Origin of the sequence: Pengzhenrongella sp., assembly GCF_036565025.1 — a bacterium.
Taxonomy (GTDB): Bacteria; Actinomycetota; Actinomycetes; order Actinomycetales; family Cellulomonadaceae; genus Pengzhenrongella.
Map to the genome: position 1 here is coordinate 1 of NZ_DATCNW010000088.1, position 14,207 is coordinate 14,207.

General features: G+C 73.3%; 10 protein-coding genes and 2 pseudogenes. 4 read left to right on the top strand and 8 right to left on the bottom strand.

Going from position 1 to position 14,207, the window contains the following annotated elements:
- A pseudogene (locus VIM26_RS04825) lies at nucleotides 1–336 on the bottom strand (hypothetical protein); the annotation flags it as partial.
- Nucleotides 337–497: 161 nt separating this feature from the next.
- Between VIM26_RS04825 and VIM26_RS04830 the strand changes: the two are divergent.
- Entirely contained in the window at nucleotides 498–1,292 is a 795-nt protein-coding gene (locus tag VIM26_RS04830; RefSeq protein ID WP_331949220.1) for a LysM peptidoglycan-binding domain-containing protein, read from the top strand.
- Nucleotides 1,289–2,236: an Rv3235 family protein gene (locus VIM26_RS04835; RefSeq protein WP_331949221.1), complete on the top strand. Its 948-nt coding sequence runs from the start codon at nucleotides 1,289–1,291 to the stop codon at nucleotides 2,234–2,236. Before VIM26_RS04830 ends, VIM26_RS04835 begins: the two co-directional genes overlap by 4 nt.
- Nucleotides 2,237–2,382: 146 nt before the next feature.
- Here VIM26_RS04835 and secA read toward each other — a convergent pair whose 3' ends face one another.
- The 7 genes from secA to mtrA form a co-directional block, all read right to left on the bottom strand.
- A complete protein-coding gene (secA, locus tag VIM26_RS04840) occupies nucleotides 2,383–5,283 on the bottom strand; it encodes a preprotein translocase subunit SecA (RefSeq protein WP_331949222.1) in 2,901 nt (966 codons plus the stop codon).
- Between the two features lie 122 nt (nucleotides 5,284–5,405).
- The gene (locus tag VIM26_RS04845; RefSeq protein WP_331949223.1) at nucleotides 5,406–6,650 is read right to left on the bottom strand and encodes a winged helix-turn-helix domain-containing protein; all 1,245 of its coding nucleotides are present in this window, start codon (nucleotides 6,648–6,650) and stop codon (nucleotides 5,406–5,408) included.
- Nucleotides 6,651–6,718: 68 nt separating this feature from the next.
- Nucleotides 6,719–7,360: a ribosome hibernation-promoting factor, HPF/YfiA family gene (gene hpf, locus VIM26_RS04850; RefSeq protein ID WP_331949224.1), complete on the bottom strand. Its 642-nt coding sequence runs from the start codon at nucleotides 7,358–7,360 to the stop codon at nucleotides 6,719–6,721.
- A 271-nt stretch (nucleotides 7,361–7,631) separates the two neighbouring features.
- On the bottom strand, nucleotides 7,632–8,450 hold the full coding sequence (locus VIM26_RS04855) for a ComF family protein (protein ID WP_331949225.1): 819 nt from the start codon (nucleotides 8,448–8,450) through the stop codon (nucleotides 7,632–7,634).
- 115 nt (nucleotides 8,451–8,565) lie between these two features.
- On the bottom strand, nucleotides 8,566–10,251 hold the full coding sequence (locus VIM26_RS04860; protein ID WP_331949226.1) for an LpqB family beta-propeller domain-containing protein: 1,686 nt from the start codon (nucleotides 10,249–10,251) through the stop codon (nucleotides 8,566–8,568).
- Nucleotides 10,248–11,930, bottom strand: a complete 1,683-nt coding sequence (gene mtrB, locus VIM26_RS04865) for an MtrAB system histidine kinase MtrB (protein WP_331949227.1) — start codon at nucleotides 11,928–11,930, stop codon at nucleotides 10,248–10,250. Before mtrB ends, VIM26_RS04860 begins: the two co-directional genes overlap by 4 nt.
- Complete coding sequence (gene mtrA, locus VIM26_RS04870; RefSeq protein WP_331949228.1) at nucleotides 11,927–12,610, bottom strand: MtrAB system response regulator MtrA; 684 nt, start codon at nucleotides 12,608–12,610, stop codon at nucleotides 11,927–11,929. Before mtrA ends, mtrB begins: the two co-directional genes overlap by 4 nt.
- Nucleotides 12,611–12,773: 163 nt before the next feature.
- On the opposite strand from mtrA, the gene VIM26_RS04875 reads away from it, so the two are divergent.
- Both VIM26_RS04875 and VIM26_RS04880 read left to right on the top strand, forming a co-directional pair.
- Nucleotides 12,774–13,913, top strand: coding sequence for a glycerophosphoryl diester phosphodiesterase membrane domain-containing protein (locus VIM26_RS04875; RefSeq protein WP_331949229.1), 1,140 nt, complete (start codon nucleotides 12,774–12,776; stop codon nucleotides 13,911–13,913).
- Nucleotides 13,910–14,207 (top strand): annotated as a pseudogene (locus VIM26_RS04880) (hypothetical protein); the annotation flags it as partial. The gene VIM26_RS04875 and the pseudogene VIM26_RS04880, both read left to right, overlap by 4 nt.

Genomic DNA, 14,207 nt, shown 5'->3' on the forward strand with positions numbered 1-14,207 from the left:
GAGCCCGAGCCGGCGCGCGACCTCGCCGCTCGCCGGTGCCGAGCGGGCACCGAGCCCCCGGACGGCGACCACCGAGGCGAGCGGCACCAGGGCACGACGGTGGCCCGCCCCCACCAGCACCCACGCGGCGGCCACCTCGAGCAGCTCCCCCGCGACCTGCTCCCCGCCGACGACGGCGACGACCACCTGCGCGCCCAGGGCGGCGCGAAGCCGGTCGCGCAGCTCGACCGTCGCCAGCTCGGCCCGCGTGAGGTCCGCGACGTCGGCCACGAGGTCCGCCGCTTGCGCAGCGTCGAGCTGGGCTTCCATGTCCGCGAAGAGCGCTTCCCACCGCATCGGCCCACCGTAGGACGCCGAACGCACGTTCGTGGCGACTTTTCCCCCGTCCCCAGGCCGGCTGACCACTGGACAAACCCGGATCAATCGCGCAATCCTTTCGTACCGAACGACGTCAAACGACATCAAACGGAATATTCGAGCCCCAGCGGAGGTCTCTGATGGTCCAGCGCACTCAACGTTCCACCAGCGTTTCGCCGGGTGGGCTCGCCCCCGTCCGGCGTCCGCGGCTCCGGCCGCTGGCCGCCCTTGCGCTGTCGACCGCGGCCGCGCTGGCCGGGGCGGCCGCGCTGAGCGCGCGCCTCGTGTTCCTCGCTCCCGAGCGCGCGGGCGGTCTGGTGCGGGTCGACCAGGTCATCGAGCTCGGTGTGCTGGTCGCGGGTGCCACGATCGCATGGTGGTTGGCCGCCGGCCTGGCAGCGGCGACGGTGTGCGCCACCGCGCGGGGGCTCGGCGGTCGGTGGGCGGCCGGCGAACGTTTCGTCGCGCGGCACGCGCCGGTCGTCGTCGGGCGGGCCCTGGCGCTCGCGATCGGGGCCGGCGTCGGCCTCGCCTCCGGGGTGATCCCCGCCGGAGCGGAGCCTGCCGACCCGCCCGCCGACCTCGGCTGGGTCGCCACCCAGGCCGGCGACGGCGGGGCAGGTGCCCAGACGCCGCTCTCGGGCGCGTCGGGCGCACCACAGGGGGCGCCGCCGGGCGCGGCGCACGTCGCCCCGCCCGGCGCGGCGAGCGTCGCGCCGCCGGGCGCGACCGGGTCCGTCACAGTGCGGCCCGGCGACAGTCTCTGGGCGATCGCGGCCGACCATCTGCCGGCCGACGCCAGCGCCACCGACATCGCCGCCGAGTGGCCGCGCTGGTACGAGTCGAGCCGCGCCGTCGTCGGCGGGGACCCGGACCACATCCAGCCCGGCCAGTCCCTGACCGCTCCGCCGGCGGATTCCGGCGGCCCGTCATGAACGCCGCGATCCTTTCCACCGGGACCGGCGAGTTCGCGGCCCTGCCCGTTCCGGCCGGCGACGTCGACGCCGCGGACAGCGGTGTCGTGCAGGACCGGGCGTCCGGCGCGGACGGTGCGAACGATTCGGGCGGTGCGAACGGCTCGGACCACTCGGACGGTGCGAGCAACGCCGACAGCCTGGACGACGGATCGACCGGCCCGGAGCCGGCGGCGGGGCGCCCGACGGAGGCTGCCTCAGTCCAGCTCAGGGGTCCCCTTCTCCGGGCCACCCCGGAACGCACCACCGCTCGGGTGACGACCCCGGGGGTTCCCGACGCGGCGGCGGCGACGTCCGCCTCCGCGCCCGTGCGAGCGAGCGAGCCTGGCGCGCAGACCCGCCTCGCCCCGCTCGTGGAACGTCCGGCGCGGCCGCTGGCTGCGCGTGGGCCGCTCCGTGGGCCGCCGCCCGTGGCCGGATCACCCGAGGCGCTCGCGCGGAGCGTGCCCACCAGAGCGACCGCCACGCGGGACTCGGGACGCGGAACGGGCGGCGCACGGCCGCCGGCCGGCACCGACGATCCGGACCGCCCGACGCGCCCGAGCCGCCAGGCGTTGCCGGTGCAGCACCCTCCGCTCCCGGACCCGATCCCCCTGTGCTGCGCGATGGTCCAGGCCGCCGTCGAGGCCCTGCGCGGGGCGCGACCGCTCGCCCAGCTCGCCCGCTGGGTCTCCCCGGAGATCTACGACCAGCTCGCGGTGCGCTCGGAGCTGACCCAGCGCGTGCTGGGGCAGCGCGACACCAGCCACCGAGCCGCGATCCGCCGGATCCGGCTGTGCCGCCTCGGCGACGACGCGGCCGAGGCGAGCGTCATCGTCGAGGACGGTCCGCGGGTGCGTGCCGTCGCGGTCCGGCTCGAGGCCCACCGCGGCCAGTGGCGCGCCACCGCCATGGAGATCGGCTGACCGCACCCCCCGACGTGTCAGCCGCAGCGCGGGCCCCCCACCGCGCCGCGGCTGACACATCCCCACGGAGTCGATGTGTCAGCCCGAGCGCGGGCTATACCGGGCGCTCGGGCTGACAACTCGGGAGTGGTCGGCTCGGGATCGGCTCAGCGCTTCTTGCGGGCGGCGCGTTCGGCCTTGCGGCGCTCGTCGCGGTTCAGGGCCTCGGCGGCCACGGCGCGACCGGTACCGGCGGCGCGGGCGGGCGGGGCCGAACCGTCGTCGTCGGCGAGGTCCGGCAGGGCGGCGTCACCGTCGACCGTGGGGGCCGAGTACTGCAGCGGCGCGCTGCGGTCGGGGCCGTCGAGGCCCTTCGCGACGAGCGTGCCGGCGGCTCGGCGGCCCGACGTCGGGCCCTTGGCCTCCCGGCGGGTGGTAGGCGTACTGGCCTCGTCGTCGGCCGGCGCGGGCTCGGCGTCGGCCGAGGGCGTGGACAGCTTGGCACCGGCGCCGAGGGCTGCCTGCGCGGCCGACTCGGCCGTCAGGACCGGGGTCTCGTCCTCGGGCTCGGCGACCTTGACCTCGAGGTTGAACAGGTAGCTGACCGACTCCTCCTTGATGGCGTCGGTCATCGCCCCGAACAGCTGGAAGCCCTCGCGCTGGTACTCCACGAGCGGGTCGCGCTGGGCCATCGCCCGCAGGCCGATGCCCTCCTTGAGGTAGTCCATCTCGTACAGGTGCTCGCGCCACTTGCGGTCGAGCACGCTCAGCACCACGCGGCGCTCGAGCTGGCGCATGTTCTCGGCGCCGATGAGCTCCTCGCGCGCGGCGTAGGCGTGCTGCGCGTCGCTGACGACCTCGGTCTTCAACAGCTCCGGAGAGATGCGGGTCGGCCCGCCGGCCTGCTCGATGACCTCCTCGGAGGTGATCGAGACCGGGTACACGCCCTTGAGCGCGGTCCACAGCGCGTCCAGGTCCCAGGTCTCCGGGTTGCCCTCGGACGTGGCGCCCTCGACATACGCGCCGACGACGTCGGTCGCGAAGTGCTGGATCTGCTCGGCCATGTCCTCGCCCTCGAGCACGCGGCGGCGCTCGGCGTAGATGACCGACCGCTGGCGGGACAGCACGTCGTCGTACTTCAGGACGTTCTTGCGGATCTCGAAGTTGCGGCCCTCGACCTGGGACTGCGCGCTGGCGATCCCGCGGGTGACGATCTTCGACTCGAGCGGCAGATCGTCCGGGAACCCGGCGCGGGTCATCAGGGACTCGGCCATCTGGGAGTTGAACAGCCGCATCAGGTCGTCCTGGAGGGACAGGTAGAACCGGGACTCCCCCGGGTCGCCCTGGCGCCCGGACCGCCCGCGCAGCTGGTTGTCGATGCGCCGGGACTCGTGCCGCTCGGTGCCGAGCACGTACAGCCCGCCGAGCTCGACGACCTCGTCGTGCTCCGCGGCGACCGCCTCGGTCGCCTTCGCGAGTGCGTCCGGCCAGGCGGCCTCGTAGTCGTCCGGCTGCTCGGCCGGGTCCAGGCCGCGCGCGGCGAGGTCCGAGACGGCCATGAACTCGGCGTTGCCGCCGAGCATGATGTCGGTACCGCGGCCGGCCATGTTGGTCGCGACCGTGACCGCGCCCTTGCGCCCGGCCTGGGCGATGATCGACGCCTCCCGCGCGTGCTGCTTGGCGTTGAGGACCTCGTGCGGCACGCCCTGCTTCTTGAGCTTGCTGGAGAGCAGCTCGCTCTTCTCCACGCTGGTCGTGCCGACCAGGACGGGCTGGCCCGCCGCGTGCCGCTCGACGATGTCGGCGACGACGGCGTCGAACTTGCCGGTCTCGTTCTTGTAGACGAGGTCGCCCTGGTCCAGGCGCCGCATCGGCTTGTTCGTCGGGATGGGCACCACGCCGAGCTTGTAGGTGCCCTGGAACTCGGCCGCCTCGGTGTCGGCGGTACCGGTCATGCCGGCGAGCTTGCTGTACAGGCGGAAGTAGTTCTGCAGCGTGATCGTGGCGAGAGTCTGGTTCTCGGCCTTGATGACCACGTTCTCCTTGGCCTCGATGGCCTGGTGCATGCCCTCGTTGTACCGGCGCCCGGGCAGCATGCGGCCCGTGTGCTCGTCGACGATGAGCACCTCGCCCTCGAGCACGACGTAGTCCTTGTCCCGCTTGAACAGCTCCTTGGCCTTGATGGCGTTGTTCAGGAAGCCGATCAGCGGGGTGTTCAGGGACTCGTACAGGTTCTCGATGCCGAGGTAGTCCTCGACCCGCTCGATGCCGGGCTCGAGCACGCCGACGGTGCGCTTCTTCTCGTCGACCTCGTAGTCCCGGTCGGGCTGCAGCCGCTTGACGACCTTCGCGAACTCGGCGTACCACCGGTTCGCGTCGCCGGAGGCGGGTCCGGAGATGATCAGCGGGGTGCGCGCCTCGTCGATGAGGATCGAGTCGACCTCGTCGACGATCGCGAAGGAGTGGCCCCGCTGGACGAGCTCGTCGGTGCTCCACGCCATGTTGTCGCGCAGGTAGTCGAAGCCAAACTCGTTGTTCGTGCCGTAGGTGATGTCGGCCGCGTACTGCTCGCGGCGCTCCGCGGGGGTCTGGCCGGAGAGGATGACGCCGCTCGTCAGGCCCAGGAACCGGAAGATGCGCCCCATCAGCTCGGCCTGGTAGCTCGCCAGGTAGTCGTTGACGGTGACGATGTGCACGCCCTTGCCGCCGAGCGCGTTGAGGTACGCGGGCGCCGTCGCGACCAGGGTCTTGCCCTCACCGGTCTTCATCTCGGCGATGTTGCCGAGGTGCAGCGCCGCGGCGCCCATCAGCTGGACGTCGAAGTGCCGCTGGCCGAGCGTGCGCCGCGCGGCCTCCCGGACGGCCGCGAAGGCCTCGGGCAGCAGGTCGTCCAGGGTCTCGCCGTCGGCGATGCGGGCCTTGAACCGGTCCGTCTCCTCGCGCAGCTCCGCATCGGACAGCGCGGTGAAGCTGTCCTCGAGCGCGTTGACCTGCTGGGCCATGCCGGACAGCTTCTTGACGATCCGGCCCTCGCCGAAGCGCAGGACCTTCTCGAGGATCGCAGGCACGCAGAACTCCCATGGTGTTGGAGTCGGTCGGCCGGTCGGCCGAACGGATCAACCTTCATCGTATGTGAGCGACCGCGTGATCCGGGGTACCCGTCGGGTTTTCGGCGAACCGCCGCGCGTGGTTACGCCCGGAGCGCAGCGGAAAGGTCCGCTGCGAGGTCCCCGCGACGGGGAGCGGCGACCACGACGTCGTCCATCCCGAGCCATCCGGCCAGCTCGCGCAACTCGGCCGCGAGCTCGACGGGCATGCGCGGCGGGGCGCCCTCCTCGCGGTGCGCCGCCAGCACCCGCAGCACGCGCGCCGAACGGTCCGCCTTGAGGTCCACCCGGGCGACAAGCATCTCCCCGACCAGGAACGGCAGGACGTAGTAGCCGTGCACGCGCTGGGCCGCGGGCACGTAGATCTCGATCCGGTAGTGCATCCCGAACAGCTCCTCGAGCCGGCGGCGCTCGAAAACGAGTGGGTCGAACGGGCTGAGCAGCGTGCGGGCGGTGGCCGCGCGGGGGCGGCGCGCGTCCGCGTGCCAGAACGCCTCGCGGTCCCAGCCGGTGACCCGCACGGGCAGCAGCACGCCCAGCTCGACGAGCTCGTCGACCGCGCGCCGGGCGGGCCCCTGGCGCAGCCGGAAGTAATCGGCCAGGCAGCGGATCGAGCCCACGCCGTGCGCGCGTGCGGAGATCTCCACCAGGGCGCGCACCGCGTCGTCGTCGGCGATCGGGGGCGCGGCCAGGACGTCGGGGGGCAGCACGCGCGTGGTGAGGTCGTAGCAGCGCTCGAAGGCCGCGTTGCGGCGGGCCGAGGTGACCTCCCCGGTGAAGAAGAGGAACTCCAGGGCGCGCTTGGCGACCGTCCAGTTCCAGCCCCATTCCGTGGTGGTCCGCGGGTGGTCCGCGGCGTACAGCTCGTGCACCTCGCTCGCCGTCATCGGCCCCCGCGCGGCGATCACGTCCCGGATCTCGGCCACGACGCCCGAGTGCGCGAGCTCGACGCCGCTGATCGCGCCCCACGCCTCGGTGCGGTACTGCCGCTGGCGCCACTCCAGGAGCCGGTAGGTGCTGGGCGGCACGTAGGAGGCCATGTGCCCCCAGTACTCCACGAGCCGGCGCGGCGCGGTGCCCGACGCGCGATCGAGCAGGGCCGGGTCGTAGGCGCCCAGGCGCGAGTAGAGCGGCATCAGGTGGGCGCGCGCGAGCACGTTCACCGAGTCGATCTGCAGCAGGCCGGTGCGCATCACCACCTGCTGGAGGTGGCGCATCGTGATCGCCGTCCCCGGCGGCGGTCGCGGCCGGTCGAGGCCCTGCGCGCCGAGCGCGATGCGCCGCGCCTGGCGCAGGGTGAGTACGTCGACGGGGCGGGAGGCGGGCATGGTGCCCATCCTCCCGCCCCGCACCGACAGTGCCGTCCCCGCGCGCGTCGGTCGCGCGCTCGGCGGGCTTAGCCTGCGATCCGGTGACCGGCGTTCGAGGCGCCGGACCTCGTCACCGAGTTGTCGAGCTTGATCACGCCGTAGCTCCAGCCGTGCCGCCGGTAGGCGACCGACGGCTGCGCCGTCTCGGCGTCGATGAACAGGAAGAAGTCGTGCCCGACCATCTCCATCTCGTACAGGGCGTCGTCCACCGTCATCGGCGTCGCCTCGTGCACCTTCTCGCGGATCACGACGGGTGAGTCGCCGAGCGTGTGCTCGACCGCCTCGCCGCGCACCGGTGCGGGCAGGACGGGGGGAAGTGGCGCCGGTGGGCGCACGTCCACGGGTGCGAGGGGGGTGTTGTTGCGGTGGTCCTTGCGACGGTCGCGCGATCGGCGCAGCCGTTCCAGGAGCTTGGTGGTCGCGAGGTCGAGCGCGGCGTACCAGTCGTCCGCCGAAGCCTCGGCCCTCACGACAGGACCCTTGTCGCGCACTGTGAGCTCTACCCGTTCGGAGATGCCGGATAGCCGTGGGTTCTTCTCGTGGGTGACCTCGACGTCGACCCGCTGCGCGGTGGGCGCCAGCTGACCGATCTTGGCGAGCTTGTCTTCCACGTGCAGACGGAACTTCTCAGGCAGTTCGGTATGCCGACCAACGACGACGATCTCCATGCGGACCTCCGGAAATCTTTGGCGGCACATTTCCTGGCCGCCAGATGGACGTGCGATTCCGCCCCGCAGGGCGGTACGGCCACACCTCCTCCCACAGCCATCACAAGGGCCTCCGGCAGGTCAGTCACGATCCCGGTACAGCGGTCCTTGTCACGACCTTGCCTCAACCGTAACCCTCCCGTGAGCGTGCCTCCAACGAATGGCTCGGCCATCCGGCTGAACCCAGGAATCACCCCCTGTTTTCCCGGCAGATGCCGTCCGTTCATCGGTGTCATTCGATCCCGGACGGCCGTTGCGAGCGAAAACCGCCCGGTGGCGGGGTGACCGCGAGCGTGAGCGCGCCGACGACGACGCCGCCCGCCTCCCGGGCGCCGCGCTCGCACGCCGCAAGGGTCGAACCGGTGGTGAGCACGTCGTCGACCAGCAGCACCGGTTGGCCCGGAACGGGGCCGGCGGCCCCCGCGCGCCACCGGATGCCACCACCGAGGTTCCGGCCGCGCGCGCGGGCACCGAGCCCGACCTGGTCACGCATCCCGCGCCGTTGGGCGAGCACCAGTGCCGCGCGGGCCGGCAGGCCCGCCTGCTCGCACGACCCCGCCACCGCGAGGGCCAGCAGACCGACCAGGTCAGCGCCGCGCCGGCGTCGGGCCCGGGCGGCGGACGGGGCCGGCACCACGAGCAGCGGCAGCGGCGCGAGGCGCGCACCGAGCAGCACGTGCGCGACGTCGGTCGCCCCGGCGGCGAGCGCACCGGTGAGGATGCCGGTGAGGTCGGCGCGCCCGCGGTCCTTCCACGCGACGACGAGCTCGCGCACCGCCCCGGTATACGCGGTGAGCGCCCAGACCGGGAGCGGAAGCCGCCCGTCCATCGGGTCCAGCCGGGGCGCGGACGCCTCGCAGCGCCACGGCGCGCCGGTCAGCAGGGCGGCGCACCGGGTGCACAGCACGACGTCGAGCGTCCCGCAGCCCGCGCACTCGACCGGCAGCACGAGCCGGGCCAGGTCCCGCGCCGCGGCCGCGAGCGCCCGCGTGCGCGCCGCCGGACCGGCGCGCCGATCCGGCGCCCCACCCGCTGCCGCTGCCCCGCTCACGACTCACCCCCTGCCCACGCCGCACGGCCCTGCTCGCGCCCGCGCACCGCCGGGTGAGTATCCGCCGAACTCGCCCGCCGTCGGGCGCCGCGCGGGACCGGCTGTGGAGGAGGTGTCAGCCCGGGAAGGTGGGGTCGGTCACGTTCATCGCGACCTTGACCCAGCTCGTGCCCTGCAAGGTGAACAGCACCCGGTCCGCGGTGCCGAGATACAGCGTCCGCTCGCCCTTGCCCGCCGCGATCGACACCGCACCCTCGACGGGCGGAAGCGCCGTGGTGCGCCCGGTGATGGGCACCAGGTGCATGGTCGGGCCGGTCATGGCGCCGCTCGTGCCCAGCACGGCGAGGGTCGCCTCGTCGACCCACACGACGCGGGTGGCATCGGTCAGCCTGGCCCCGACCCGCACACGCTCGCCGAGGCGCTGCGGCGTGCCGGAGTCGTCCCGGACGATGCCGGCGAGGTCGACCGTCGGCCCGTCCGGACCGGTCGAGACGACCGCGATCCGGGTGCCGTCCCGGGAGACCCGGATCGAGCGGATCTCGCGTCCCTCGAGCCAGTCGACGTCGACCACCAGGACCGTGCCGTCCGCGCGGGCGACGGTGAGCTCGCCCGGGCCGATCGAGGGTCCGGACCACACCCAGCCGAGCCGGTCGACGGACGGCGCGAGCAGGTGCTCGCCCCGCAGCAGCGTGCGTATCCGGCGACCCTGCTGGGCGACCACGAGCCGGTCCGGTCCGGCCAGCGCGACCTGCGGCACGCCGTTCGCGCCGCTCGCGGGGTTCCGGGGGTTCAGACCCGCCAACGGGCCGACCGTCTTCACGGGCTGCAGCGCGCTGCCGGAGAGCCGCAGCAGCCGTCCGCCGCTGAGCAGCTCGAGGTTGCCCGACGGCGCCGGGTCGCGCGCCACCACCTTGGCCGCCGGGTCCGGCATCGGCAGTCCGGCGATCGTCACGTTCACCGCGCGGATCCGGCTGAGCCGGAGCACCTGGGCCAGCTGCGCCTTGAGCAGCGCGCGGTCCGTGGCGCCCGCGGAGGCCACCGCCGCGGTCAGGTCCACGGTCGCGGTGCCCGCGGCGTCGATCGGGACCGACTCCACCGCGAGCCGGGTGCCCTCCGGGAACGCCGTGGTCACGGCGTCGCGGAGCCACGGCGAGGGGCCCTCCAGCAGGGCGCGCACCGCGTAGGCCGCCGCGTTGCGCTGCGGGAACCAGCGCACCTCGGGCACGAGCATGTCGCGGGCCGGGGTCAGGAAGTACAGCGGCGTGGCCCGGTACACGGAGTTGAAGATCGGCTCGGAGAGCAGCACGCCGTCGTCCAGGCCGGAGATCCGCCACTGGCCGGCAGCGCTCTTCACGAGGTCGAAGGCGGCATCCTGCCGCGCGCCCGGCGAGCTCTCCGTGTAGCGCCCGTCGGCGTCGACCGTCGCGACCACCGGCAGCGAGACGCTCACCTGGTTCACGCCGCTCTTGCGGAAGGTGAGCGTGCCCGCCACCGAGTAGACGACGACGCCCTGGGTGGGCTGCCACGAGGTGCGTGCCTTCCCGCCGAGGTACTGCCGCGCGACGGCGTAGTTGTCGCCGAGCCCGGCTGCACCCGCCGCGAGGAAGCCCTGCACGATGGCCTGCGGCTCCGCGTCCGACGCCGGGCTGTACGCGAGCGGGAACACCGAGCCGGGCTCGTCGACCGCACCGTCACCGTTACCGACGGGACCCGACATCGGCAGCGCCGCGCAACCCGCGAGCGCCAGCGCCACCAGCACCGCACCCAGCCCCCGGCCGAGCCGCGCCCGGCGGGCGGTCATCGGTTCTCCAGGTGGTCGAGAACCGGCAGGCCGGCCGGGTCGGACGTCCCGCGACGCGGCGGGCCGACGTCGGGCAGGACCTCGTCGGGCGCGGGCACCAGCGGGAGCGGGGAGGCCGAGAGCTGGATCCCGGCGCGACGCGGCAGGGTGAGCCGGAAGCAGGCGCCGCGCCCGGGCCGCCCCCACGCCTCGAGCCAGCCGCCGTGCAGGTGGGCGTCCTCGAGCGAGATCGCCAGGCCCAGCCCGGTGCCGCCCATCGTGCGGGCGCGCGCGGGGTCCGCGCGCCAGAACCGGTCGAACACGTGCTCGGCCTCGTCCTGGGTCATGCCGACGCCCCGGTCGCGCACCGTCACCGCGACCGCGCGCGTGTTCGCGGCGACCGTCACCTCGACGCTGCTGCCCTCGGCGTGCTCGATGGCGTTCACCAGCAGGTTCCGCAGGATGCGCTCGACCCGGCGCGGGTCGATGTCGGCGGTGCAGCGCGTGTCGGGCATCGTCACGTGCACCCAGGACCCCTTGTTCACCGCGAGCGGCATCGCCTGCTCGACGGCGGCGGCGACGACGTCGCGCACGTCTTGGCCCTCGGCGTCGAGCATGGCGGCGCCGGCGTCGAACCGGCTGATCTCGAGCAGGTCGGCGAGCAGGTCCTCGAACCTGTCGAGCTGTTGGGTGAGCAGCTCGGCGGACCGCTTGATCGCCGGGTCGAAGCCGTCCCGCGCGCCGTGCAGGACCTCCCCGGCCATCCGGATCGTGGTGAGCGGGGTGCGCAGCTCGTGCGAGACGTCCGCGACGAACCGGCGCTGCAGCGCGGAGAGCTCCTCCATGCGGTTCAGCTGCACGCCGAGCGACTCGGCCATCTCGTTGAACGAGCGGGCGAGGGTCGCCATCTCGTCCTGGCCCCGCACCGTCATCCGCTCGGTGAGGTGCCCGTCGGCGAGGCGCTCGGCGACCCGGGCCGCGATGCGCACTGGGAGCACGGTCTGGCGGGTGACCAGCCAGGTCATCGCCCCCAGCAGCGCCACGAGCGTGAAGGCGCCGATCGCGAGGGTGCGCTGTAGCAGGTCGAGGGTCTCCTGCTGCGGGGCGAGGGAGTACAGGTAGTACAGGTCGTAGGAGCCGGTACCGGGCACGCCGACCGTCGAACCGACCATCAACCCGGGCTCCACCTTCGAGCCGACGGGGCTGCCGACCGGGATCGCGACCGACTGCCAGCGCTGCCCCTTGCCCTCGGAGACCTTGCGCCGCAGCTCGTCGCTGATCAGCGGGACGAGCCGCTCGTCGGAGACGACCGGGCTGACGAACACCGACGCGCCCGCACCGGCGGAGTTGGCCGGACGCTGGATGAACACGTCGCGCTGCCCGGTCCCGCCGACCTGCAGCGCCTGCACGAGGTCGACGAACAGCTGCTGCAGCTGGGTGTTCGCGGGAGCCGCGTCGAAGGTGTCCTGGGCCTGCCGGGTCGAGCGCGCGCTCTCGTCGAGGATCTCCTCGAGCCGCTGGTTGAACATGCCGTCGCGAATCCGGTCGGACAGGTAGCCGCCGAGCGCGAGGACCGTCACGAAACCGAGGACGAGGGTCGAGGTGATGACCCGGACCTGCAGAGACGTGCGCCAGCCGCGGGCCAGCGCCCGCGACGCCAGCATGACGCGGACGCGGGTGCGGCGCCAGAACCGGCTCACCGGGAAGTCGCGCCCGCCTTGTAGCCGACGCCACGCACGGTCACCACGATCTCCGGTCGCTCCGGGTCGGCCTCGACCTTCGAGCGAAGCCGCTGGACGTGCACGTTCACCAGCCGGGTGTCCGCGGCGTGCCGATAGCCCCAGACCCGTTCGAGCAGCACCTCACGCGTGAAGACCTGCCACGGCTTGCGAGCCAGGGCGACCAGGAGGTCGAACTCGAGCGGGGTCAGCGAGATCGGGACGTCGCCGCGGGTCACGCGGTGGCCGGTGACGTCGACCTCGAGGTCGCCGATCGCCAGGTGCTCAGGGGTGATCTCGTCGCTGCGCCGCAGCCGGGCGCGCACCCGCGCGACGAGTTCCTTGGGCTTGAACGGCTTGGAGATGTAGTCGTCCGCCCCGGACTCCAGTCCGAGGACCACATCGACCGAGTCGCTCTTCGCGGTGAGCATCACGATCGGGACCCCGGACTCGGCACGGATCAGCGAGCACACCTCGATGCCGTCCTTGCCGGGCAGCATGAGGTCGAGCAGCACGAGGTCCGGGGTGGTGCTGCGGAAGGCCGCCAGCGCCTGGTCACCGTCCGCGCAGAAGAACGGCTCAAAACCCTCCGACCGCAGGACGATTCCGATCATCTCGGAGAGCGCGACATCGTCGTCGACCACCAGCACTCGACCCTTCATGACCCCATCGTGTCATCTTGTGCGTTCGAGCAGGTGCGAGCCCGCTCGATGAGGTCCCGGAGGTCGCTCGCGAAGCCCTTCGGGACGGGTCCGCGCATGGCACGATGGGGGTCGCCGCAGCGGCCCCGCGCCGCGCCGCGCGATCATGAGGGAGCAGCGCACGATGACAAGCCCTGACGACACTCCCACGACGCCCGGCTGGGCCTCGCCGACGGGCGGTCCGTCGTGGCAGCCGGCCGACAGCCCGGCACCGGCACCGGTCCTGCCGCCACCGATCGCCCCACCGACCTCCCCGCCACCACCGCCGCCGGCCGCGTACGGCTATGGGAGCTCGCCCGGCTACGGCCAGCAGCCGGTGTACCGGGCGCCGGCCGCGCAGCCCGGGATCATCCCCCTTCGCCCACTCGGCCTCGGCGAGATCCTCGACGGCGCGTTCCGCGCCATCCGGGCCAACCCGCGGGTCATGTTCGGCCTCACCGCCGTGGTCGTGGCGATCACGGTCGCGCTCGAGACGGTGTTCCAGTGGTACGTCGGCGGGCTGATCTCCGGCTCGCTCGGGGACCTGACGACCACCCTGGACCCGACCGGCAAACTCGGAGTCGCCGACCAGCTCGGCCCGGCCGCCGCCCAGATCCTGGCCGTGCCCGCGACCTCGGTGGCCACCACCGTCCTCACCGGCCTGCTCATCGTCTCGGTGAGCCGCTCGGTGCTGGGGCAGTCGGTGACCCTCGCCGAGGTGTGGCGCGGGTACCGCGGCCGCGTCGCGCTGGTGGTCGCGTTCACCGTCGGCCTCGCGCTCGCGGAACTGATCGTCTTCGCCGCGCTGGTCGGCGTCGTCGTGCTGGCCGCAACGCACAACGCGCAGGCCCTCGCGGTCGTGGTGGGGGTGCTGGGCGCCCTCGCGCTCTTCGTGGGCGGCATCTGGCTCGGCATCCGCACCCTGCTGATCTCGCCCGCGATCATGCTCGAGGGCGCGGGGCTCGGCTCGGCGATCAAGCGCGGCTGGCGGCTCACCCGCGGCAGCTTCTGGCGCCTGCTCGGGATCTACCTGCTGACCTCGATCATGGTCAGCATCGTCGTCGCACTGATCCAGTCGCCGGCCACCCTCATCGTGGGCCTCGCGATCCATGACCCCACCTCGTTCGTGAGCCTCGCCCTGCTGGGGGTCGCGAACATCATCGGGCTGACGCTCACCACGGTCTTCCTCTCGGGCGTCGTCGCGCTGCTGTACATCGACGTCCGGATGCGCCGGGAGGGCCTCGACGTCGAGCTGGCCCGTGCGGCGGGTGAGAGCGCGGCGTGACGGCGCTCGCGCGGGAGCTCCTCGACGTCCCGGTGGTGCCGGACGCCTCGACGGCGCGCCGGTGGGCCACCGACGAGCTGGCGAACCCGATCTACCACCAGGGTCGGAGCCTGCTCGCGCGCCTGTACGACTGGTTCAACTCACTGTTCGAGAATGCCTCGACGGCGGACCTGGGCCTGAGCGCGGGCGAGGTCGCCGCGATCGTGGTGCTCGTGGCGCTGGTCGTCGCCGGAATCGCGTTCTGGGTGGCCGGTCCGGTGCGGCGGGCCCGGCGGGCGACCGGCTCCGCCGTGG